The organism is Saccharothrix sabaoui, from assembly GCF_051756985.1.
GTDB lineage: Bacteria > Actinomycetota > Actinomycetes > Mycobacteriales > Pseudonocardiaceae > Actinosynnema.
This window is the reverse complement of the sequence record NZ_JBPKJK010000038.1, coordinates 24,165-42,751: the sequence shown is the minus strand read 5'-3', so window position 1 is coordinate 42,751 and position 18,587 is coordinate 24,165. Positions and strand designations below refer to the sequence as shown.

Below are 18,587 nucleotides of genomic sequence, written 5' to 3'. Positions count from 1 at the left end.
CGCGGCGTGCGTGAACACCGCGGGCTCCGGGGGTGGAACAGCAGGTACTAGGCGGTTTCGGTGATCGGGCGGTCGACCCACGACATGAGGCCGCGCAGCTTCTTCCCGACCTCCTCGATCGGGTGCTGTTCGCCCTCCTGCTGCAACTTCTTGTAGTTGCCGCGGCCGGCGTCGTCCTCGTTCACCCACTCGGTGGCGAAGGTGCCGTCCTGGATCTCGCCCAGGATCTTGCGCATCTCCTCCTTGACGGCCGGCGTCACCACGCGCGGGCCGCGGGTGAGGTCGCCGTACTCGGCGGTGTCGGAGATCGAGTAGCGCATCCGGGCGATGCCGCCCTCGTACATGAGGTCCACGATCAGCTTCAGCTCGTGGAGGCACTCGAAGTAGGCGACCTCGGGCGCGTAACCGGCCTCGGTCAGCACCTCGAAACCGGCCTGCACCAGCGCGGACGCGCCACCGCAGAGCACGGCCTGCTCACCGAACAGGTCGGTCTCGGTCTCCTCCTTGAACGTCGTCTTGATGACGCCCGCGCGGGTGCCGCCGATGCCCTTGGCGTAGGCCAGGGCCAGCGCCTGGGCGTTGCCGGTGGCGTCCTGCTCGATCGCGATCAGCGCGGGCACGCCCTTGCCGTCGACGAACTGGCGGCGCACCAGGTGCCCCGGGCCCTTGGGCGCGACCATGGCCACGTCCACGTTGGACGGCGCCTCGATCAGGCCGTAGCGGATGTTGAAGCCGTGGCCGAAGAACAGCGCGTCGCCGTCCTTGAGGTTGGGCGCGATGTCGTTGGCGTAGATGTGCCGCTGCGCGGTGTCCGGCGCCAGGACCATGATCAGGTCGGCCTCGGCCGCCGCCTCGGCGTTGCTCAGGACCCGCAGGCCCTCCTCCTCGGCCTTGGCCGCGGACTTCGAACCCTCGCGGAGGCCGATGCGCACGTCGACGCCGGAGTCGCGCAGGCTCAGCGCGTGGGCGTGGCCCTGGCTGCCGTAGCCGATGACCGCGACCTTGCGCCCCTGGATGACGCTCAGGTCGGCATCGTCGTCGTAGAAGATCTCGACGCTCACGTGTTGGTACTCCCTTTCGCAAAAGCGGGGTGGGTTCAGCGCACCGCGGTGGCGGTGATGGAGCGGGCGCCACGGCCGATGGCGACCATGCCGGACTGGACGATCTCGCGGAGCCCGTAGGGCTCCAGCATCCGCAGCAGCGCGTCGAGCTTCTCAGACGTGCCGGTGGCCTCGACGGTGACCGCCTCCGGGGAGACGTCGACGACCTTCGCGCGGAAGAGCTGCACCGTCTCCAGGACCTGGCTGCGCACCGTGGCGTCGGCACGCACCTTGACGAGCAGGAGCTGCCGCTGCACGGCGGCGGCGGGTTCCAGCTCGACGATCTTGATGACGTTGATGAGCTTGTTGAGCTGCTTGGTGACCTGCTCCAGCGGCAGCTCCTCGACGGAGACGACGATCGTCATCCGGGAGATGTCGGGGTGCTCGGTGCGGCCGACGGCGAGCGACTCGATGTTGAAGCCGCGCCGCGAGAACAGGCCCGCCACCCGGGCCAGGACACCGGGCTTGTCCTCGACCAGGACGCTGAGGGTGTGCCGGGTCATCTCACTCGTCCTCGTCGAACAGGGGGCGGATGCCCCGCGCGGCCATGATCTCGCTGTTGCCGGTGCCCGCCGCGACCATCGGCCACACCTGGGCGTCCTTGCCGACCACGAAGTCGATGACGACGGGGCGGTCGTTGATCTCCATGGCCTTCTCGATGACCGCGTCGACCTCCTCGCGGGACTCGGCGCGCAGCCCGGCGCAGCCCATGGCCTCGGCCAGCAGCTTGAAGTCGGGGATGCGGTGCTTGTGCGTGCCCAGGTCGGTGCTGGAGTAGCGCTCGCCGTAGAACAGGGTCTGCCACTGGCGGACCATGCCCAGGTTGCCGTTGTTGATGACGGCCACCTTGATCGGGATGCCCTCGATGGCGCAGGTGGCCAGCTCCTGGTTGGTCATCTGGAAGCAGCCGTCGCCGTCGATCGCCCACACCTGGACCTCCGGCACGCCCGCCTTCGCGCCCATCGCGGCCGGGACGGCGTAGCCCATCGTGCCGAGGCCGCCGGAGTTGATCCAGGTGCGCGGCGACTCGTACTTGACGAACTGCGCGGCCCACATCTGGTGCTGGCCGACGCCGGCCGTGAACACGGTGCCCGCCGGGGTCAGCGCGCCGATCCGCTCGACGACGTACTGCGGGGACAGCGTGCCGTCGTCCGGCCAGGTGTAGCCCAGCGGGAACGTGCGGCGGACCTCGTCCAGCGTCTCCCACCAGGGCGTCAGGTCGACGACCCGGGCGGTGTTCTCCTTCTCGGCGCGGACCGCGTCGATCAGCTCGGCGATGATCTCCTTGCAGTCGCCGACGATCGGGACGTCCGCGCGGCGGTTCTTGGAGATCTCGGCCGGGTCGATGTCGGCGTGCACGACCTGCGCGTCCGGCGCGAACGTGGACAGCTGACCGGTGACCCGGTCGTCGAACCGCGCGCCCAGGGCGATCAGCAGGTCGGACTTCTGCATCGCGGCGACCGCGGCGACCGTGCCGTGCATCCCGGGCATGCCCAGGTGCTGCCGGTGCGAGTCGGGGAACGCGCCGCGCGCCATCAGCGTGGTGACCACCGGGATGCCGGTGGACTCGGCCAGCTCCAGCAGCTCGGCCGACGCCTCGGCCTTGATGACGCCGCCGCCGGCGTACAGGACCGGGCGGCGGGCCGCGGCGATCAGCTTCGCGGCCTCGCGCACCTGCTTGCCGTGCGGCCGGGTCGTCGGCCGGTAGCCGGGCAGGCGCAGCTCCGGCGGCCAGGAGAACGACGTCATCTCCTGGAGCACGTCCTTGGGGATGTCCACCAGGACCGGGCCGGGTCGGCCGGTGGAGGCCAGGTGGAACGCCTCGGCCACGGCGCGCGGGATGTCCGCGGCATCGGTGACCAGGAAGTTGTGCTTGGTGATCGGCATCGTGATGCCGCAGATGTCCGCTTCCTGGAACGCGTCGGTGCCGATCAGCGGGCGGGACTGCTGGCCGGTGATGGCGACCACCGGGACGGAGTCCATGTTGGCGTCCGCGAGCGGGGTGACCAGGTTCGTGGCGCCGGGACCGGACGTGGCCATGCACACGCCGACCCGGCCGGTGGCCTGGGCGTAGCCGGTGGCTGCGTGGCCCGCGCCCTGTTCGTGGCGGACCAGGATGTGGCGCACCTTGGTGGAGTCGAGCAGCGGGTCGTACGCGGGCAGGATCGTGCCGCCGGGGATGCCGAAGACCACCTCGCAGCCCACCGCTTCGAGCGAGCGGACGAGGGACTGGGCACCGGTCACGCGGATGGGGGCACCGCTCGGCGGGGCCGGCTTCGGGCGCGGTCCAGGGCGGGGCGACGGCGGCTCACCGGGAGCCGGTCGCGAGGTTGCGCTGGTCATCTGTCTGCCTCGTGGTAAGGAGAATGCACGGTCCGGGCACGAAAAAACCCTCGCCAACCCAGACGGGTCGCACGAGGGTCGCGCGTCGACGCAAGCTCGAGTGCCTAGGCGTCGACGCGCCTGGGAAGTACGAGAACGAGGTTGCGCTGCATGGCGCTGACGTTAACCGTCAAGTGCGGGAAGCGTCAACTGTGCGGGACGGCACTCCCGGATGGTGGACGCCCCCACGTGCGTCGACCCGGGCCGGGGTCACCCGCCCGGACGACCGGTGGCACCATCGGTGGCGTGTCGAAGGTCGTGTTCCGCATCCCCACCCCCGCCCTGCTCGCCGCCGCGCTCACGGTGATCTGCGCCACCCCGATCGCCTGGGCGGCGCCCGGTCTCCAGGCGATCTACCTGCTGCCGGCGGCGTTCGCGGTGTGGGTCGTGCGCAACCGGACCACGGTGGACGGTGAGCGGATCGTGGCCCGGAGCACGTTCGGCGAGCGGGTCGTGCCGTGGTCCGGGGTCAAGGCCGTCAAGGTGGTCGAGCGCGGCTGGCTGAGCGCGGTGCTCACCGACGGTTCGCTGGTCCGGCTGCCCGCCGTCCGGGCGGGTCACCTGCCCGCGCTGGCCCTGGTCAGCGGCGGTCGCCTGCCGAACCCGGCCGCGGCGGAGGAGGGGCCGGCGACGGCGCCCGAGCCGACCGCGGTGGCGTCGAGCACGGGCCCCGGGGACCCGGCAAGCGCGCCGGGGGGTGCCGCTTCGGGTGGTCCCGACCCGGCCGCCGCCGCGCCTGACCGGGAGGCAACGCCGCCCTCCGTACAGTCCGACGGGTGAGTTCGAACACGCGGACCCTCGGCCGGGTGCCCGTCGTCAGCCTCGTGCTGTCCCTCGCGGGCCTGGCCGTCTCGACCTACCTGACCGTCGCGCACCACACCGCGGGCGCGCTGCTGTGCGCCGAGGGCGAGGTGGTCGACTGCGGCACGGTCACCACCAGCGAGCAGTCCGAGCTGCTGGGCGTCCCGGTCGCGGTGCTGGGCCTGGCGTTCTTCGCGTTCCTCACCGTCGTCTGCCTGCCGTTCGCGTGGCGCGTGGAGGCGCTGCACTGGGCACGCCTGGCGTCGGTCGCGGTCGGCGTGCTGTTCGTCGTCTACCTGGTGGCCGCCGAGTTCCTGCTGATCGGCAAGATCTGCCTGTGGTGCACCGCCGTGCACGTGATCACGCTCGCGCTGGCGGCCGTGCTGGTCACGGGCGCGTTGCGGCGGAGTAGCCTCTAGGCACCGCTCCCACCACCCCGGCGCCCCACCCCCGCGCCGTCGGCGCCTTTCGCGCGCCCCCGCGACCAGCACCTGAACCGCAGACATGGAGGAGCCGTGCCACCGCTCCGTTCCCGCACCACGACCCACGGCCGCAACGCCGCGGGCGCCCGCTCGCTGTGGCGGGCGACCGGCATGACCGACTCGGACTTCGGCAAGCCGATCGTGGCGATCGCCAACTCCTACACGCAGTTCGTGCCCGGTCACGTGCACCTGCGCGACCTCGGCGACATCGTGGCCGAGGCGATCCGCGAGGCGGGCGGCGTGGCGCGCGAGTTCCACACCATCGCCGTGGACGACGGCATCGCGATGGGCCACAGCGGCATGCTCTACTCGCTGCCCTCGCGCGAGATCATCGCCGACTCGGTCGAGTACATGGTCAACGCGCACCAGGCCGACGCGATCGTGTGCATCTCGAACTGCGACAAGATCACCCCGGGCATGCTGAACGCCGCGATGCGGCTCAACATCCCCGTGGTGTTCGTCTCGGGCGGGCCGATGGAGGCGGGCAAGGCGGTCGTGGTGGACGGCGTCGCCGTCGCGCCCACCGACCTGATCACCGCGATCTCCGCGTCGGCGTCCCCGGACGTGGACGACGCCGGGTTGGCCGAGGTCGAGCGGTCGGCGTGCCCGACGTGCGGCTCCTGCTCGGGCATGTTCACCGCGAACTCGATGAACTGCCTCACCGAGGCGCTGGGCCTCTCGCTGCCCGGCAACGGCTCGACGCTGGCCACGCACGCCGCGCGCCGCGAGCTGTTCGCCGAGGCCGGCCGCGTGGTCGTGGAGCTGTGCAAGCAGTACTACGAGCAGGACGACGAGTCGGTGCTGCCGCGGTCGATCGCGAACCGCAAGGCGTTCGAGAACGCCATGGCGCTCGACATGGCGATGGGCGGCTCCACGAACACCGTGCTGCACGTCCTCGCCGCCGCGCAGGAGGGCGAGGTCGACTTCACGCTCGCCGACATCGACGCGCTCAGCCGCCGCGTGCCGTGCCTGGCGAAGGTGTCGCCGAACTCGGACTACCACATGGAGGACGTCCACCGGGCCGGCGGCATCCCGGCCCTGCTGGGCGAGCTGTGGCGGGCCGGGCTGCTCAACGAGGACGTGCGCACCGTGCACAGCCCGGACCTGGCGTCCTGGCTGGGGGCGTGGGACGTCCGCGCCGAGTCGCCGTCCGAGAAGGCGGTCGAGCTGTTCCACGCGGCGCCCGGCGGCGTGCGCACCACGCAGGCGTTCTCCACCTCGAACCGCTGGTCGAAGCTCGACACGGACGCGGCGGGCGGCTGCATCCGCGACGTCGAGCACGCCTACACCAGGGACGGCGGCCTGGCCGTGCTGCACGGCAACCTGGCCGAGCGCGGCGCGGTGATCAAGGCGGCGGGCGTCGACGAGGACCTGTGGCGCTTCGAGGGCCCGGCGCGCGTCGTCGAGTCCCAGGAGGAGGCCGTCTCGGTCATCCTGAAGAAGGAGATCAAGGCGGGCGACGTGCTGGTGGTCCGCTACGAGGGCCCCGCGGGCGGGCCGGGCATGCAGGAGATGCTGCACCCGACCGCGTTCCTCAAGGGCGCGGGCCTGGGCAAGAAGTGCGCGCTGATCACCGACGGCCGGTTCTCCGGCGGCACGTCGGGGCTCTCGATCGGCCACGTCTCGCCGGAGGCGGCGGGCGGCGGCGCGATCGGCCTGGTCCAGGACGGCGACCGCATCCTGATCGACGTGCACGAGCGCCGGCTGGAGCTGCTGGTGGACGACGAGGTGCTGGCCGAGCGGCGCGCGAAGATGGAGGCGTCCGAGCGGCCGTGGCAGCCGGTGGACCGGGTGCGCCCGGTGACCTCGGCGCTGCGCGCCTACGCGCGGATGGCGACCGACGCGTCCACCGGCGCGGTGCGGGACGTGAACAGGTAGCACGTGCCGAGGACCGGCCGTCCCGCGTGGGGCGGCCGGTTTTCGCACGTCAGGGCGTTTCGTCGACGTGCACCGGGCCGTCGGTGGAACACCCGTCAGCGGAACACGTAGAGGGTCGCGGCCGTCGCGCCCACCGCCGGCACCAGGCAGATGAACCCGGCCAGGAGCGCGTGGCGGAACCAGCCCCGGTTGTAGTCGAGCGCCGCCCGGCCCGGCCCGGCGAACAGCAGGCCGAACGCCATCGCCGCGTACGCGACCTCCAGCTCCACGCCGTCCGGCGCCAGGAACCCGGCCCGGTACTTGAGCGCGACGACGTTCGCCATCACGCCCAGCACACCGGCCGCCGCCAGCGGCGTGAACAGGCCCAGGACCAGCAGGCCGCCGCCCGCCAGCTCGGTGACGCCGGTGACCCACGCCAGGATGCGCGGCTCGCGGAAGCCCGCCGCCTGGAGGTAGTTCGCGAACCCGTCGATGCCCGGCCCGCCGAACAGGCCGAACACCTTCTGCAACCCGTGCACGACGAACGCGCCGCCCAGCGCCAGGCGCAGCACGAGCAGGCCGAGGTCGGGACCGGCGCTCCAGCCGAACGGCCTGCGCTCGTCGTCCTCGTCCTCGTAGTGCGACGACGGCTCGTCGTCGAGCGTGGAGACCGGCGCGTACCCGGTGGAGTCGAAGCTCTGCGTGTCCCGGTCGTACGCCTGCGCGCCGAACGCCGTGGTGCCGTCGTCGTCGAAGTGGTGCACCCCGCCGCCGCCCGTGCCGCTCGTCGAGTAGAACCCGTCGTCGGAGTAGCCGCCCGAAGCCCTCGAGCGGTCGTCGTGAGTAGCCACGCACCCGCACGTTAGGAGGTTCGGACGACGACCGCGAGCGTCCGTCCAGCCCTCCCCGCACACCCGAACGGCCTAGTAGTCGCCCGTCACGAGGTTGACCGGCAGCTCCCCGCGGGCGTAGCGGGCCACCTCGGCCGCCACCACCGCGTACGCGCGCTCGGCGTGACCCGTGCAGCTGCCCGCCACGTGGGGGGTGAGGAACAGCCCGGGGGCCGTCCACAGCGGGTGGTCGGCGGGCAGCGGCTCGGGTTCGGTGACGTCCAGCGCCGCCCGCAGCCGCCCCGACTCCAGCTCCGCGAGCAGCGCGCCCGTGTCGACCACCGGGCCGCGCGCCGCGTTCAGCAGCACCGCCCCGTCCTTCATCCGGGCCAGGAACGCCGCGTCCACCAGGCCGGTGGTCGCCCCGGTCAGCGGCACCACGACCAGCACCGCGTCGAAGTCGCCCAGCAGCTCCGGCAGCTCGTCCACGCCGTGCACGCCGGGCCGCGCCGTGCGGGCGACCATCGTGGCGGTCGCGTCGAACGGCTCCAGCCGCCGCCGGAACTGCTCGCCCAGGTCGCCCGCGCCGACCACGAGCACCTTCTTGCCCTGCAACGTGTCCGTCACGCGGTAGTCCCAGCGGCGCTCGGCCCGGGCCCGCTCGAACACCGGGAAGTCGCGGTAGACCGCGAGCAGCGCGCCGATCGCCCACTCGGCCGTGCTGCCGCCGTGCGCGCCCCGGCACGTGGACAGCAGCACGCCGTCCGGCACCGCGCCGACGAACCGCTCCGCGCCCGCCGACATCAGCTGCACGTACTTCAGCGCGGGCAGCTGCGCGAACACCTCGCGCGGGTCGGTGCTCTGCAGGAAGCGCGGCACGATCACCTCGGCCTCGGCGGCCTCGGCGGGCAGCGGTCGCCCCGCCTCGTAGCGGACCGGGCGGACACCCTCCACCCCGGACAGCGCGCGAACACCGACTTCATCGGGGACCAGCACGATGACGCTCACGGCGTCGAACGTTACGGCAGGGCCCGGTGCGGCACACTGGCCGCCATGCGGGAGCACGACGTCCTCAGCGGGGACGGCACGCGGATCAGGCTGTGGCGCACCGGCGGGGACGGCCCGGACGTGCTCCTGTCCCCCGGTCTCGGCGCGGTGCCCGACGGCTGGCCGGAGCTGCCGTCCGCGCGCGTGCACAGCTGGTACCACCGGGGCACGCTGGGGTCCGACCGGCCCGCCGACCCGGCCCGCGTCGAGCTGGCCGACCACGTGGCCGACGCGCTGGCCGTCCTCGACGACGGCGGGGTCGAGCGGTGCGTGGTGATGGGCTGGTCGATGGGCGTGACCGTGGCCGCCGAACTGGCCCTGCGGCACCCGTCGCGGGTCAGCGGGCTGATGCTCGTCGCGGGCTCGCCCGGTGACGCCTTCGCGGGCGTCCTCGGCGTGCCCGGCGTGCCCCCGGAGGTGCGGCGGGTCCTCGGCGTGGCCGTCGCGAGCGCGTTGCGCGCCGCCGGGCCGCTGCTGGACGGCGTGCTGCACCGGCTGCCCGTGCCGAACCTGCCGCACCCGCTGGTCGCGACGCTGCGCCGGTTCCTGCGGCACGACTGGCGGTGGTACTTCACGCTGGCCCTGGCCCTCGGCCGCACGCCCCCGCTCGACCTGGCCGGCGTGACGTGCCCCACCACCGTGCTCGCCGGGCGGTACGACGTGCTGGCGCACCCGGCCGGCGTGGTCGACCCGGTCGCCGCGCTGCCGCAGGCCAGGGTGCGCGTGCTGCCCAACACCCACTTCCTGCCGCTGGAGGACCCGCGCGTGGTGCTCGACGAGCTGGAGCTGCTGCTCGACCGGGTGTCCGCCGTGGAGCGGGTGCTGCGCGACGACGTCGACGGGCCGCTCACCCCGCGTTCACGGCCGCGCGCCTAACCTGGGTGGCGTGTCGCGACTGCGTGGAGTGGTGATCGGGTCGGCCCTCGGCCTGCTGGTCGCGGGCTGCGCGAGCTTCCCCGAGCAGCCGGGACCGGCGGGGTGGAGCGCGGCCCAGCAGCTGACGCCGCAGGCCGGGCCGGTGCCCGAGCTGCCCGGCGAGCTGCCCAAGGCGCCCCAGGGGCAGCAGCCCGGCCAGTCGCAGGCCCCCGTGCCACCGCCGCAGGGCTGCAAGGACTTCAACCCGGCCGTCGTCGGCACCTGCCTCGACCCGGTGTCCGGGGTCGCGCTGACCGACGTGAACCCGGCCACGGGCGCGGTGACGGCGCTGGCGACCGAGCGCGCCACCGGGCGGCTCGTGCGCGTGACGAAGGACGTGGACCCCGTCGAGCTGGCCCGCTTCGAGGTGGACGCCTCCACCGACGGCGGGCTGACCGGGCTGGCCCTGTCGCCCACCTACGCGGAGGACCAGCTCGTCTACGTGTACGTGACGACCGCCACCGACAACCGGGTGATGCGGATCGCGCCCGGTGACGTGCCCAAGCCCGTGCTGACCGGCATCCCCAGGGGACCGTCCGGCAACCGGGGCGTGCTGGCCCACGACCGCACCGGCGCGCTGCTCGTGGCGACCGGCGACGCGGGCAACCCGGCGTCGGCGGCCGACCCGGCGTCGCTGGCCGGGAAGGTGCTGCGGATCGACGGCTCCGGCCAACCCGCGCCGGGCAACCCCACCGCCGGGTCGCGCGTGCTGGCGTCCGGGCTGCGGTCGCCGGGCGGGCTGTGCGTGGCCGGCGACGGGTCGAAGACGTGGGTGACCGACGCGGGCGCGTCCGCCGACCTGCTGTACCGGGTCGAGGCGGGCAAGGCGCTGGGCGACGCGGCGTGGTCATGGCCGGAGCGGCCGGGCGTGGCGGGGTGCGCGTCGATGTCCGACATGGTGTGGGTGGCGACGTCCGCGACGCCGGGGACGCTCACGCTGCCGATGAACCCCGACGGCGGCTTCACCGGCAAGCCGGAGCCGATGCTGGAGGGCGAGGACGGCTTCGGCCGCCTGGGTCCGATGGTGGCGCTGGACGACCGGACGGCGCTGGCGGGCACGGTGAACAAGGCGGCCGGCGGCACCCCGGTGTCCAGCGACGACCGCGTGGTGATCATCCTGCGCCCGGACACGGCCGGCGGCAGCAGGGACTGACGTCCCGGGGGCCCGCGCCGGTTCCCCACCCCTGTCTTCGCGACTTTCCCGTTATCCCCTCACGGCGGTGGCATCTCCTGGTCGGCACCCGGTTCGGTGCCGACCCTGCGGACACACCCCTGAGAGGGACCATGTCATCACTTCCCGTTCCCGAGACGCCGTCTTCCGGGCGCCGCCGCCACGGCGTCCCGCGCACCAGGGGGCGTCGGCGGACCCTGGCCGCGTTGACCGCGCTGGCCGTGACCGGTTCGGCGGCGGTGTACGTGACCTCGACGTTCGCCGCCACCGCCCCGCCCGCGCAGCCGCTGCTCTCGCAGGGCCGGCAGGCGACGTCGTCGTCCACCGAGGCCGCCGCGTTCGGCGCGGCGAAGGCCGTGGACGGTGACCCGGGCACCCGCTGGTCGAGCGCGTTCCGCGACCCGCAGTGGCTCCAGGTGGACCTCGGCTCGACCGCGTCGATCAGCAAGGTCACACTTGCGTGGGAACGTGCCCACGCGCTCGACTACCAGTTGCAGTCATCGTCCGACGGCCTGACGTGGACGACGTTCGACCGGGTGGCGAATTCACCCGGGGGTACCGAAAGCCACGACGTCACCGCGACCGGGCGTTACGTGCGCGTGCACGCCACCAAGCGGTCGACCCAGTACGGCGTCTCCCTGTGGGAGTTCCAGGTCTTCGGCACGGCGGGCCCGACCACCACGACACCACCCGCAAGTGCGACGACCGGCGTCCCCACCACGTCGTCCCCCAGCGCCACGACCTCCTCCACCACGGCCGTCCCCACCACCACCGCTCCTACCACGACCGCCCCCGGCACCACGTCGGCCGGCCCGACCACGTCCGCGACCATCCCCCCGAACGCGGTGCGGGTGGCGGAGTTCGTGGCCGAGTGCCCGTTCACGCACCGCCTGCCGGACGACCCGATCGTGTTCCCCAAGCTGTCGGGCGCGTCGCACATGCACAGCTTCTTCGGCAACGAGTCGACCGACGCTCACTCGGACGTGAACTCCTTGTCCGCCGCGCGGAGCACCTGCTCGCCCTCGGTGGACGTGTCGTCCTACTGGGTGCCGACGCTGTACGTGGACGGTCAGCCGGTCGAGCCGACCGGTACCACGTTCTACTACCTGGGTGAGGGCGTGAAGCCCGAGGTGACGGCGCGCATCCAGCCGTTCCCGCTGGGCCTGCGGGTCGTCGCCGGCAACGCGAGGGCCACCGCGCCGGACGCCACCACGCTCTCCCGGTGGTCGTGCCTGCACGCCGGGCACGTGGGTTCGTCGAAGGACTTCGTCAACTGCCCGGCGGGCACGATGCTGGAGTCCTACCTGGACTTCCCGCAGTGCTGGAACGGCAAGGACCTGGACGCGCCGGACCACAAGAGCCACATGTCGTACCCGGTCGACGGCGGGTGCCCGGCGACCCACCCCGTGCCGGTCCCGAAGCTGCGCCAGGTGCTGCGCTACCCGGTCAGCGGCGACCCGTCGCGCATCAGGCTGGCCTCCGGCGCGGGCTTCACCATGCACGGCGACTTCTTCAACGCGTGGCCGGAGGCGGAGCTGGCCCAGCGCGTCCGCGACTGCATCAACGTGATCGTCAAGTGCGGCCCGAACGGCCGCCCATGACCCCCACCCCCCACACCTGTCCTGACCTGCACTTCTCCCGCACCCCTCGCGGTCCGGCCACCCCGCGCGGCAGGCGCGGCCTCGCGCTGGCCGTCGCCGTCGCCGCGGCGGCGCTGTGCGCGGCGTGCGGCAGCGGCCCCGCGGGCGGCGAGGCGGCCCCGGCGGCGGCCTCGTCCCCCGCAGCCGCGCCGACGACGGCGGCGAACGGCGGGTTGTCGCCCACCGACGTGGCCTGGCTGGAGCTGCTCATCGCGCAGGACGAGTCGGCGTTGGCCCTCGTCGGGGCGATGGGCGACGAGTGGGACGCGGTGGCGAGCGACTACCGGCGCGAGTTGGCGCGGGCCCGGGAGATCCTCGCGGGCGCGGGTGCCGTGGACAGCCGGCAGCACGAGGGGCACGACATGCCCGGGATGGTGCCCGCCGACGAACTGGCCGCGGTGTCGGGCGGCGAGGTCGGGCGGCGGGTGTTGCGGGCGCAGTTGGAGGAGTCCGCCGCGGTCGCCTCGGCCGAGCGGTCGGCCGGGGTGGCCGAGGACGTCGTGTCCTTGGCCGTCGAGGTCGAACGGTCACGGGCCGCGCACCTCGAAGGGCTCGGGTGAGGTAGGCGCATCGCAGGGCTGGGTGCACTCGGGACCTCGCGAGACCCCCGAGTGCACCCAACGCATCGCGGGGCTGGGCTGCACCCGGTGCGTCACGGGGCCGAGGTGCGCTCGGCGCGTCACGGGACCGGGCTGCACCCGGCACATCGCGAGGCTGGGGTGCGCTCGGCACGTCGCGCAGCCGGGGTGCGCTCGGCGGGTCGCGGGTCGCGGGTCGCGGGTCGCGGGTCGCGGGTCGCGGCTGCGCTCGGCGCGTCGCGGGCAGGGTGGGCTCGGGGCGTCGTGGGCCGGGTGTTCGGGGCGTTGGTCGTCGGTCGGCTGCGGGGGCTCCTCGGGTCGTGTGGTGGGCGTTGATCGCGTCCGCTTGGTCTTCAACCGATGTCCGGGACCGGCGTTTACGTACATCGATCACCCGATCGTGTAGCCATCGGGGCTGTCACCAGCGGAGATGACGGGGGCCGCCGGGGTGTGGGGGACGAGCACCCCCTCCCCCCGGCGGCCTTGGTGCACCCGGTGTTCAGTGTGCCGTTCGGTAGAGCGCGTCCGCTACCTGCCAGTACAACCCCTTCGGGTGGTCTCGGAAGAGTGGTTCCGTGCCGAACAGCACCGCTTCGGCACCTCGCGGGGACCGGCCCGCCACCACGGCCGCCTGGCCCGCCGCCTCCGCTTGGCCGCCGGTGCCGTCGGGGCGGCTCGCCCAGTGGCCCGCGACCACGTCCTCGTAGCGCTGGAGCGCCCGCACCCCCTCGCCCAGGTCCGCGAACCAGTGGGGGGCGTACACGAACGAGTGGTCCTTGACGCCCGCTCCGTCCACGACCGACACCACGCCGTTGGCGTCCTCCCTGCCCGCCACCGCACGGACGGGGAGCAGGGACGTGTCCGTCGCGAACCTCGCCCCGGTCGCACCCCTCGTCACCACCCCGCCGCGCGCCAGGAAGGCGTCCACGGCGGCACGCGCGGCGGGGGTCAGCTGGTCGTGGCGCAACCCCGACGAGACGAACAGGACGTTCACCCCGGTCAGGTCGAACCCGGCGTTCAGCGCCGCCGTCGACACCGGCCTGACCTCGAAACCCATGTCGCGCAACGCCTTCAGCTCGTCGGCCGCCACCGCGCCGGCCACCACCGGGCGGACCAGGGGGCGGGTCGGCGCGGTGCCCGCGGCGGTGAAGCGGGCACCGTGGCGGTCCGAGACCTCGGTGACCGCCGCGCGGGCGGAGGCGGGGGCGACGACGGTGCCGTCGTCGGCGCGGCGCAGCGCCACGCCCCGCGCCAGCAGGTCGTTGACCGCCGCCGCGTCCCTGCCGTCGCGCGGGACCAGGGACAGGTCCCGCCCGGGGGCCGCGTCGACCGAGCCGGTGGGCGACGCGGCGGCCACGGGTCGGCCGCGCACGTCGAGGCGACCGGTGGGCACGGCGTCGACGGTGGCTCCCCACAGCAGGCCGTGGCTCCAGCCGCTGATGTCGTACATGACGTCGACCCGGTCGGAGATGTCGCTGCCCGCCTCCAGCAGCACGTTGGCCAGCGCCCGCTTGGGCTGGTGCATGTCGACCACGTACGACCCGGCGGGGTGGGTGCGGCCGGCGAGGGTGAACGGGCGGTCGGCGCGCGTCACCCGGACGTCGTGCGCGACGAGGTGGTCGACGAGCCGGGCCGCGGCGGCGCCGGAGCGCTGGCCGTCCCCGACCGGGATGACGTAGGCGCGCGGGAACGTGGTGGTGTAGCGGTCCTCGGGCCCGAAGCCGGGGACGACGCCGTCGGGCACGGTGCGCTGCGGTTCGCCGGCCAGGCCGCGCCGGAACACCTCGACCTGGTTGTCGAGCATGGGCAGGCGGTTGTCGCGCACGTAGCCGAGGGCGCTGCGGACGGTGGCCTCGACGACGTCGGTGTTGATCGCGGAACGCCGGCGCAGCTCCGCCTCGGGCAGGGTCTGGTAGTCGCCCCGGTTGACCCGCATCGGGACCTCGATCGTGTAGGACACCGCGCCGTGGTACATCGAGTACTGGGCGGTGTAGATGGGCGCCCACCCGTCCCACTCGCCGGGTTGGTAGTCGCGGAACGGGATCTCGGGTCGGGCGGCCTCGGGGTGGCCGAGGGCCTGCACGGCCTTCTCCATGCGCAGCCCGCCGGCGTAGCCGTGCTCGACGTAGAGGTCGAAGTCGTAGTTCTGGCCGTGCGGCGGGGTGGTGGGTTCGATGAGGGTGTTGGCCACGTAGCCGTGCTGGTCGAGCACGAGCAGCGGTTGGACGCGCTCGACGACGTCGCGCAGGGCGCGGGACTCGGGTTGGGAGTTGGTGACGAAGTCGCGGTTGAGGTCGAAGCCGGCGCCGTTGGCGCGGGTGCCGGTGACGCGGCCGTCGGGGTTGGCGCTGAGGGTGAAGTAGACGCGGTGGCGGCGCAGGAACGTCGACGCGGACGGGGTGAGCGCGAGGTCCTCGATGACGCGCAGGGCGCCGTCGGTGCCCTCCCACTCGTCGCCGTGGATGTTGGCGTTGACCCAGACGGGCGCCTTGTAGGCGGTGCGCAGGAAGATGTCGCGGCGGGCGGCGACGGGGTCGTTCTCGATCTTCTCGCGCCACGCGTCCTGGCGGCGGGTCTCGGCGGGGGTCTCGGGCGCGGTGAGGGTGACGAGGTAGAGGTCGCGGCCCGCGGTGGACTGGCCGACGACCTCGACGGAGACCCGGTCGCTGCGGCGCTGGAGGTCGTTGAGGCGGGGCGCGAGGGAGTGGTAGGGGGCGAGGCCGAGCTTGAGGGCCTTGTCGGTGGGGTCCTCGGGGTAGGCGCGGAGCTGGGTGCGGCGCGGGTAGCCGGGGTTGGCGTCGGGCCAGTTGTCGCCGCGCGCGGTGGTCGCGGTGAGCGGCGCGTCGGTGGCGGCGACCTGGTTGCGCTCGGGGCCGTTGCCGGGTTCGCGCCCGGTTCCGGTGGCCGGGGCGGCGGTCGCGGGTGTGAGCAGCGTGGTCGGCAGCAGTGCGGTCAGCAGCAGTGCGGCGAGCAGGGTCGAGCGCACCGGTCACCCTCCGATCACCGGGGAACCCGGGAGGGGTTCGCTCCCTCCTGACTAGTGGGCGGGCCGGTCCCGGGTCAACCGGTCGACCGGGGGGAGCCGGGGCCGCCGGGTGGTGGTCAGCCGGACCCGAGGCAGACGAACGGCCTGCGCAGCGGGTCGACGGCGACGGCGTCGGCGAGGGCCACGGCGGGTCGGGCGCCGGCGGCGAGGTGGCGGTGGAAGTCGGCCATGGCGGCGGCCGAGGGGTGGTCGCCGACGCGGCTGGAGGCGGCGATGACGGTGCGGGTGCCGCCGGCGAGGAGGGCGCCGGCGAAGCCGAGGGGTTCGTCGCCGGGGCGGACGCGGTTGAGGGCGAGTTCGCACGCGGCGAGGACGACGCGGTGCGGTGGGTGGCGGACGCGGCCGACCTCGTGGGCGAACAGGGCGCCGTCGACGAGTTCGAGGCGGGAGAACAGGGCGTTCTCGGGTTCGTGCTCGCCGTGGGCGGCGATGTGGGCGAGGTGGACGCCGTCGAGGGCGTCGAGGACGGCGGTGACGCGGGCGTCGGCGACGCCGAGGACGGTGGCGTCGCCGTGGTAGCCGGCGAGGTTGTCGATCTCGCCCTGGGCGGCTTGCAGGCCGGGGCCGCTGACGAGCAGGACGCCGTCGGCGGCGGGGCGGTCCTCGCGGGTGGCGGACACCCAGGCGGTGGCGGACGGCACGGCGGTGGTGGGCCGGTTCGCGCAGGTCGGGAGGACGCCCCAGGGGACGACGTAGAGGGCGCCGGTGGGCACGACGACGAGTTCGCGGTCGCCGAGGAGGGCCGCGAGGGGGCGCAGGAGGAGCTGGTCGAGCTTGTCGGCCTCGCGGCGCGCGGAGGCGGCGATGACGTCCAGCAGGGGTGGTGCCAGGTGGTCGGGGGCGAGGGCGTTGAGGTCGGCGTGGAGGCGGCGGGCGCCTTCGGTGGCGGCGGCGGCGGAGCCGAGGCGCACCATGCGGACGCGGTCGTCGACGAGGACGACGGCGAGGAGTTCGTCGCCGCTGACGGCGTAGCTGACGAGGGCGCGGCCGGCGAGGCGGGCGAGGACCTCGTCGGGGGTGACGACGGGGCGGGGCGTGCCCCAGGGGTGGGCGGCGCTCCAGCCGAGGCGGGAGGCGGCGCGCTGGCTCGTCCGGAGGCGGGTCTCCAGTTCGGCGGTGGGCAGGCCGTCGAGGCGGGCGCGGAGCAGGACGCGGCTGAGCCTGCGGACCTCGGTGATCCGCTCGCCGAGTTCGCTGTCCACGGTGGACTCGGCGGGGTCGTAGCGGTAGAGCTGGGCGCGGGTGCGTTCGAGCCAGGTGAACAGGCGCTTGGCGTTGGCGGCCGGGTCGCGGCCGCGCAGCACCAGCCCGATGGCGAGTTCGCCCAGTTCGCGGCCGTGGACGGCGGTGCCGGAGACGAGTTCGAGGCCGCCGAGGCGGTCGCGCACGCGGCCGAGTTCGGCGAGGCCGGCCTTGGCCTGGGCGAGGGCGACGCGGTGGTTGCCGCGGGCGAGGGCGAGTTCGGCGCGGCAGAGCCGCAGCACCATGCGGTGGTCGATGGGGGCGGGGCGGCGGGCCTTGGGGACGCGGCGCAGCAGGTCGGCGGCGCGGTCGGGGTTGGCGCGGCGGATCTCCAGGCGGGCGGCGAGGACGAGGGCGAACGCGGCCTGGTCGGGGAGCTTGAGGTCGGCGAGTTCGGCGGACAGCGCCTCGGCGCGGGCCACGACGGCGGCCCCGGGGCGGGGCGGGGTGCCGGCCGCGTCGCGGGGGCGGGCGGCGAGGGGGCGGGTGGCGAGGGGGCGGGCGCCGAGGAGGCGCTGGGCGTCGACGCGCAGGGCGATGAGGCCGGCGACGGCGGCCCACGCGGGGCTGCCCCGGCGGGCGAGCTTGCGCTGCGCGGAACCGGCCGTGCGCTTGGCGAGCAGGAGGTCGCCGTCCTGGAGGGCGGCGGCGGCGCGGAACAGCTCGGCTTCGGCGACGTCCTGGCCGGTGCGCTGGCGGCGCAGCTCGGGCAGCACCTCGTCGAGGAGCCGGCCGGCCTCGTCGGCGAGGCCGACGCTGATCATGGCCTCGGCCTGGTCGATGCGCAGGCGCAGCAGCAGGCCGGGTTCGAGTTCCTGGAACGCCCGGTTGGCCTCGTGGTAGTACCGGAGGGCGGCGGGGATGTCGCCGGCGCGCTGCACGGTGTTGCCGAGCGCGTGCTTGGCGATGGCCGCGCGCAGCGGCAGGTCGTGGGCCTCGGCGAGGGCGACGACGCGGTCGAGGTCGCGGACGGCCCGGTCGTGGTGGTGGACCTCGCCGTGGGCGTTGCCGCGGTTGGACAGGGCGAGGGCGAGGAGGTTGACCGCGTCGGGGTCGGGTGCGCGCCGGATCGCCGCGTCGAGCAGGTCGACCACGACGTCGAGGCTGGCGATGCCCTCGTCGATGCGGCCCACCCGGCACAGCAGGGCGGACCGGTTGAGGTTCGCGGTGGTGGCGAGGCGGGCGCGCAGCACGTCGTCGCGCAGCTCCGCGAGTTCGCGGTCGACGGCGGCGAACTGGGTGAGGCCGTCCTCGACGTTGCCGGTCTCGCCGAGGCAGAAGGCGAGGAGGCTGAGGAGCCGGATGCGGACCTCGTGGCGTTCCTGGGGGTCGACGCCGGGGGTCTCCAGCAGTTCCAGGCCGCGCCGCATCTGCCGGATGGCGGCGGGGTGCCGGTCGGCGGTCGCGGCGTCGAGTGCGCTGTCGCGCAGTTCCCGGGCGAGGGCGACGGCCCGAGCGGGTTTCGGCGCAGGCACGGTCATATCAGATCACAGCCG

General features: G+C 74.1%; 14 protein-coding genes. 7 read left to right on the top strand and 7 right to left on the bottom strand.

Annotation, left to right across the window (positions count from 1 at the left end; all coding sequences use genetic code 11):
- Positions 1–47: 47 nt before the first annotated feature.
- Genes ilvC through ACR807_RS14570 form a run of 3 tightly spaced genes read right to left on the bottom strand, consistent with a single transcriptional unit; the run spans position 48 to position 3,443 of the window.
- Positions 48–1,061: a ketol-acid reductoisomerase gene (gene ilvC, locus ACR807_RS14580; protein ID WP_438921836.1), complete on the bottom strand. Its 1,014-nt coding sequence runs from the start codon at positions 1,059–1,061 to the stop codon at positions 48–50.
- A gap of 35 nt (positions 1,062–1,096) precedes the next feature.
- Complete coding sequence (gene ilvN / locus ACR807_RS14575; protein ID WP_438921835.1) at positions 1,097–1,603, bottom strand: acetolactate synthase small subunit; 507 nt, start codon at positions 1,601–1,603, stop codon at positions 1,097–1,099.
- Between the two features lies 1 nt (position 1,604).
- The gene (locus ACR807_RS14570; protein ID WP_438921834.1) at positions 1,605–3,443 is read right to left on the bottom strand and encodes an acetolactate synthase large subunit; all 1,839 of its coding nucleotides are present in this window, start codon (positions 3,441–3,443) and stop codon (positions 1,605–1,607) included.
- A 285-nt stretch (positions 3,444–3,728) separates the two neighbouring features.
- Here ACR807_RS14570 and ACR807_RS14565 point away from each other — a divergent pair, with 285 nt between their 5' ends.
- The 3 genes from ACR807_RS14565 to ilvD all read left to right on the top strand — a co-directional run bounded on the left by ACR807_RS14565 (position 3,729) and on the right by ilvD (position 6,643).
- Positions 3,729–4,262 carry a PH domain-containing protein gene (locus ACR807_RS14565; protein WP_438921833.1) on the top strand — a complete coding sequence of 178 codons (534 nt, stop codon included), beginning with the start codon at positions 3,729–3,731 and terminating at the stop codon, positions 4,260–4,262.
- Positions 4,259–4,702 (top strand): vitamin K epoxide reductase family protein, encoded by a 444-nt coding sequence (locus tag ACR807_RS14560; protein WP_438921832.1) that lies wholly within the window; start codon positions 4,259–4,261, stop codon positions 4,700–4,702. The genes ACR807_RS14565 and ACR807_RS14560 overlap by 4 nt, the downstream gene beginning before the upstream one ends.
- 96 nt (positions 4,703–4,798) lie before the next feature.
- Positions 4,799–6,643, top strand: coding sequence for a dihydroxy-acid dehydratase (gene ilvD / locus ACR807_RS14555; RefSeq protein WP_438921831.1), 1,845 nt, complete (start codon positions 4,799–4,801; stop codon positions 6,641–6,643).
- A 95-nt stretch (positions 6,644–6,738) separates the two neighbouring features.
- On the opposite strand, the gene ACR807_RS14550 is transcribed toward ilvD, so the two are convergent.
- Both ACR807_RS14550 and ACR807_RS14545 read right to left on the bottom strand, forming a co-directional pair.
- Positions 6,739–7,473, bottom strand: coding sequence for a DoxX family protein (locus tag ACR807_RS14550; RefSeq protein ID WP_438921830.1), 735 nt, complete (start codon positions 7,471–7,473; stop codon positions 6,739–6,741).
- A 72-nt stretch (positions 7,474–7,545) separates the two neighbouring features.
- The gene (locus tag ACR807_RS14545) at positions 7,546–8,460 is read right to left on the bottom strand and encodes a 2-hydroxyacid dehydrogenase (protein WP_438921829.1); all 915 of its coding nucleotides are present in this window, start codon (positions 8,458–8,460) and stop codon (positions 7,546–7,548) included.
- 45 nt (positions 8,461–8,505) lie between these two features.
- On the opposite strand from ACR807_RS14545, the gene ACR807_RS14540 reads away from it, so the two are divergent.
- The 4 genes from ACR807_RS14540 (at position 8,506) to ACR807_RS14525 (ending at position 12,785) form a co-directional block, all read left to right on the top strand.
- Complete coding sequence (locus ACR807_RS14540; RefSeq protein WP_438921828.1) at positions 8,506–9,375, top strand: alpha/beta fold hydrolase; 870 nt, start codon at positions 8,506–8,508, stop codon at positions 9,373–9,375.
- Positions 9,376–9,385: 10 nt separating this feature from the next.
- Positions 9,386–10,567 (top strand): PQQ-dependent sugar dehydrogenase, encoded by a 1,182-nt coding sequence (locus ACR807_RS14535; RefSeq protein WP_438921827.1) that lies wholly within the window; start codon positions 9,386–9,388, stop codon positions 10,565–10,567.
- Positions 10,568–10,791: 224 nt separating this feature from the next.
- Entirely contained in the window at positions 10,792–12,186 is a 1,395-nt protein-coding gene (locus tag ACR807_RS14530) for a DUF1996 domain-containing protein (protein ID WP_438921826.1), read from the top strand.
- The gene (locus tag ACR807_RS14525; RefSeq protein ID WP_438921825.1) at positions 12,183–12,785 is read left to right on the top strand and encodes a hypothetical protein; all 603 of its coding nucleotides are present in this window, start codon (positions 12,183–12,185) and stop codon (positions 12,783–12,785) included. The genes ACR807_RS14530 and ACR807_RS14525 overlap by 4 nt, the downstream gene beginning before the upstream one ends.
- Positions 12,786–13,302: 517 nt before the next feature.
- Here the strand turns inward: ACR807_RS14525 and ACR807_RS14520 are convergent.
- Positions 13,303–15,789, bottom strand: a complete 2,487-nt coding sequence (locus tag ACR807_RS14520; RefSeq protein ID WP_438921824.1) for a M14 family zinc carboxypeptidase — start codon at positions 15,787–15,789, stop codon at positions 13,303–13,305.
- A gap of 116 nt (positions 15,790–15,905) precedes the next feature.
- The gene (locus ACR807_RS14515) at positions 15,906–18,566 is read right to left on the bottom strand and encodes a CHAT domain-containing protein (RefSeq protein WP_438921823.1); all 2,661 of its coding nucleotides are present in this window, start codon (positions 18,564–18,566) and stop codon (positions 15,906–15,908) included.
- Between the last annotated feature and the right edge of the window lie 21 nt (positions 18,567–18,587).

Coding starts and splice junctions, on each gene's coding strand:
- ilvN (WP_438921835.1), bottom strand. CDS start 1,603: ATGACCCGGCACACCCTCAGCGTCCTGGTCGAGGACAAGCCCGGTGTC.
- ACR807_RS14570 (WP_438921834.1), bottom strand. CDS start 3,443: ATGACCAGCGCAACCTCGCGACCGGCTCCCGGTGAGCCGCCGTCGCCC.
- ACR807_RS14540 (WP_438921828.1), top strand. CDS start 8,506: ATGCGGGAGCACGACGTCCTCAGCGGGGACGGCACGCGGATCAGGCTG.
- ACR807_RS14525 (WP_438921825.1), top strand. CDS start 12,183: ATGACCCCCACCCCCCACACCTGTCCTGACCTGCACTTCTCCCGCACC.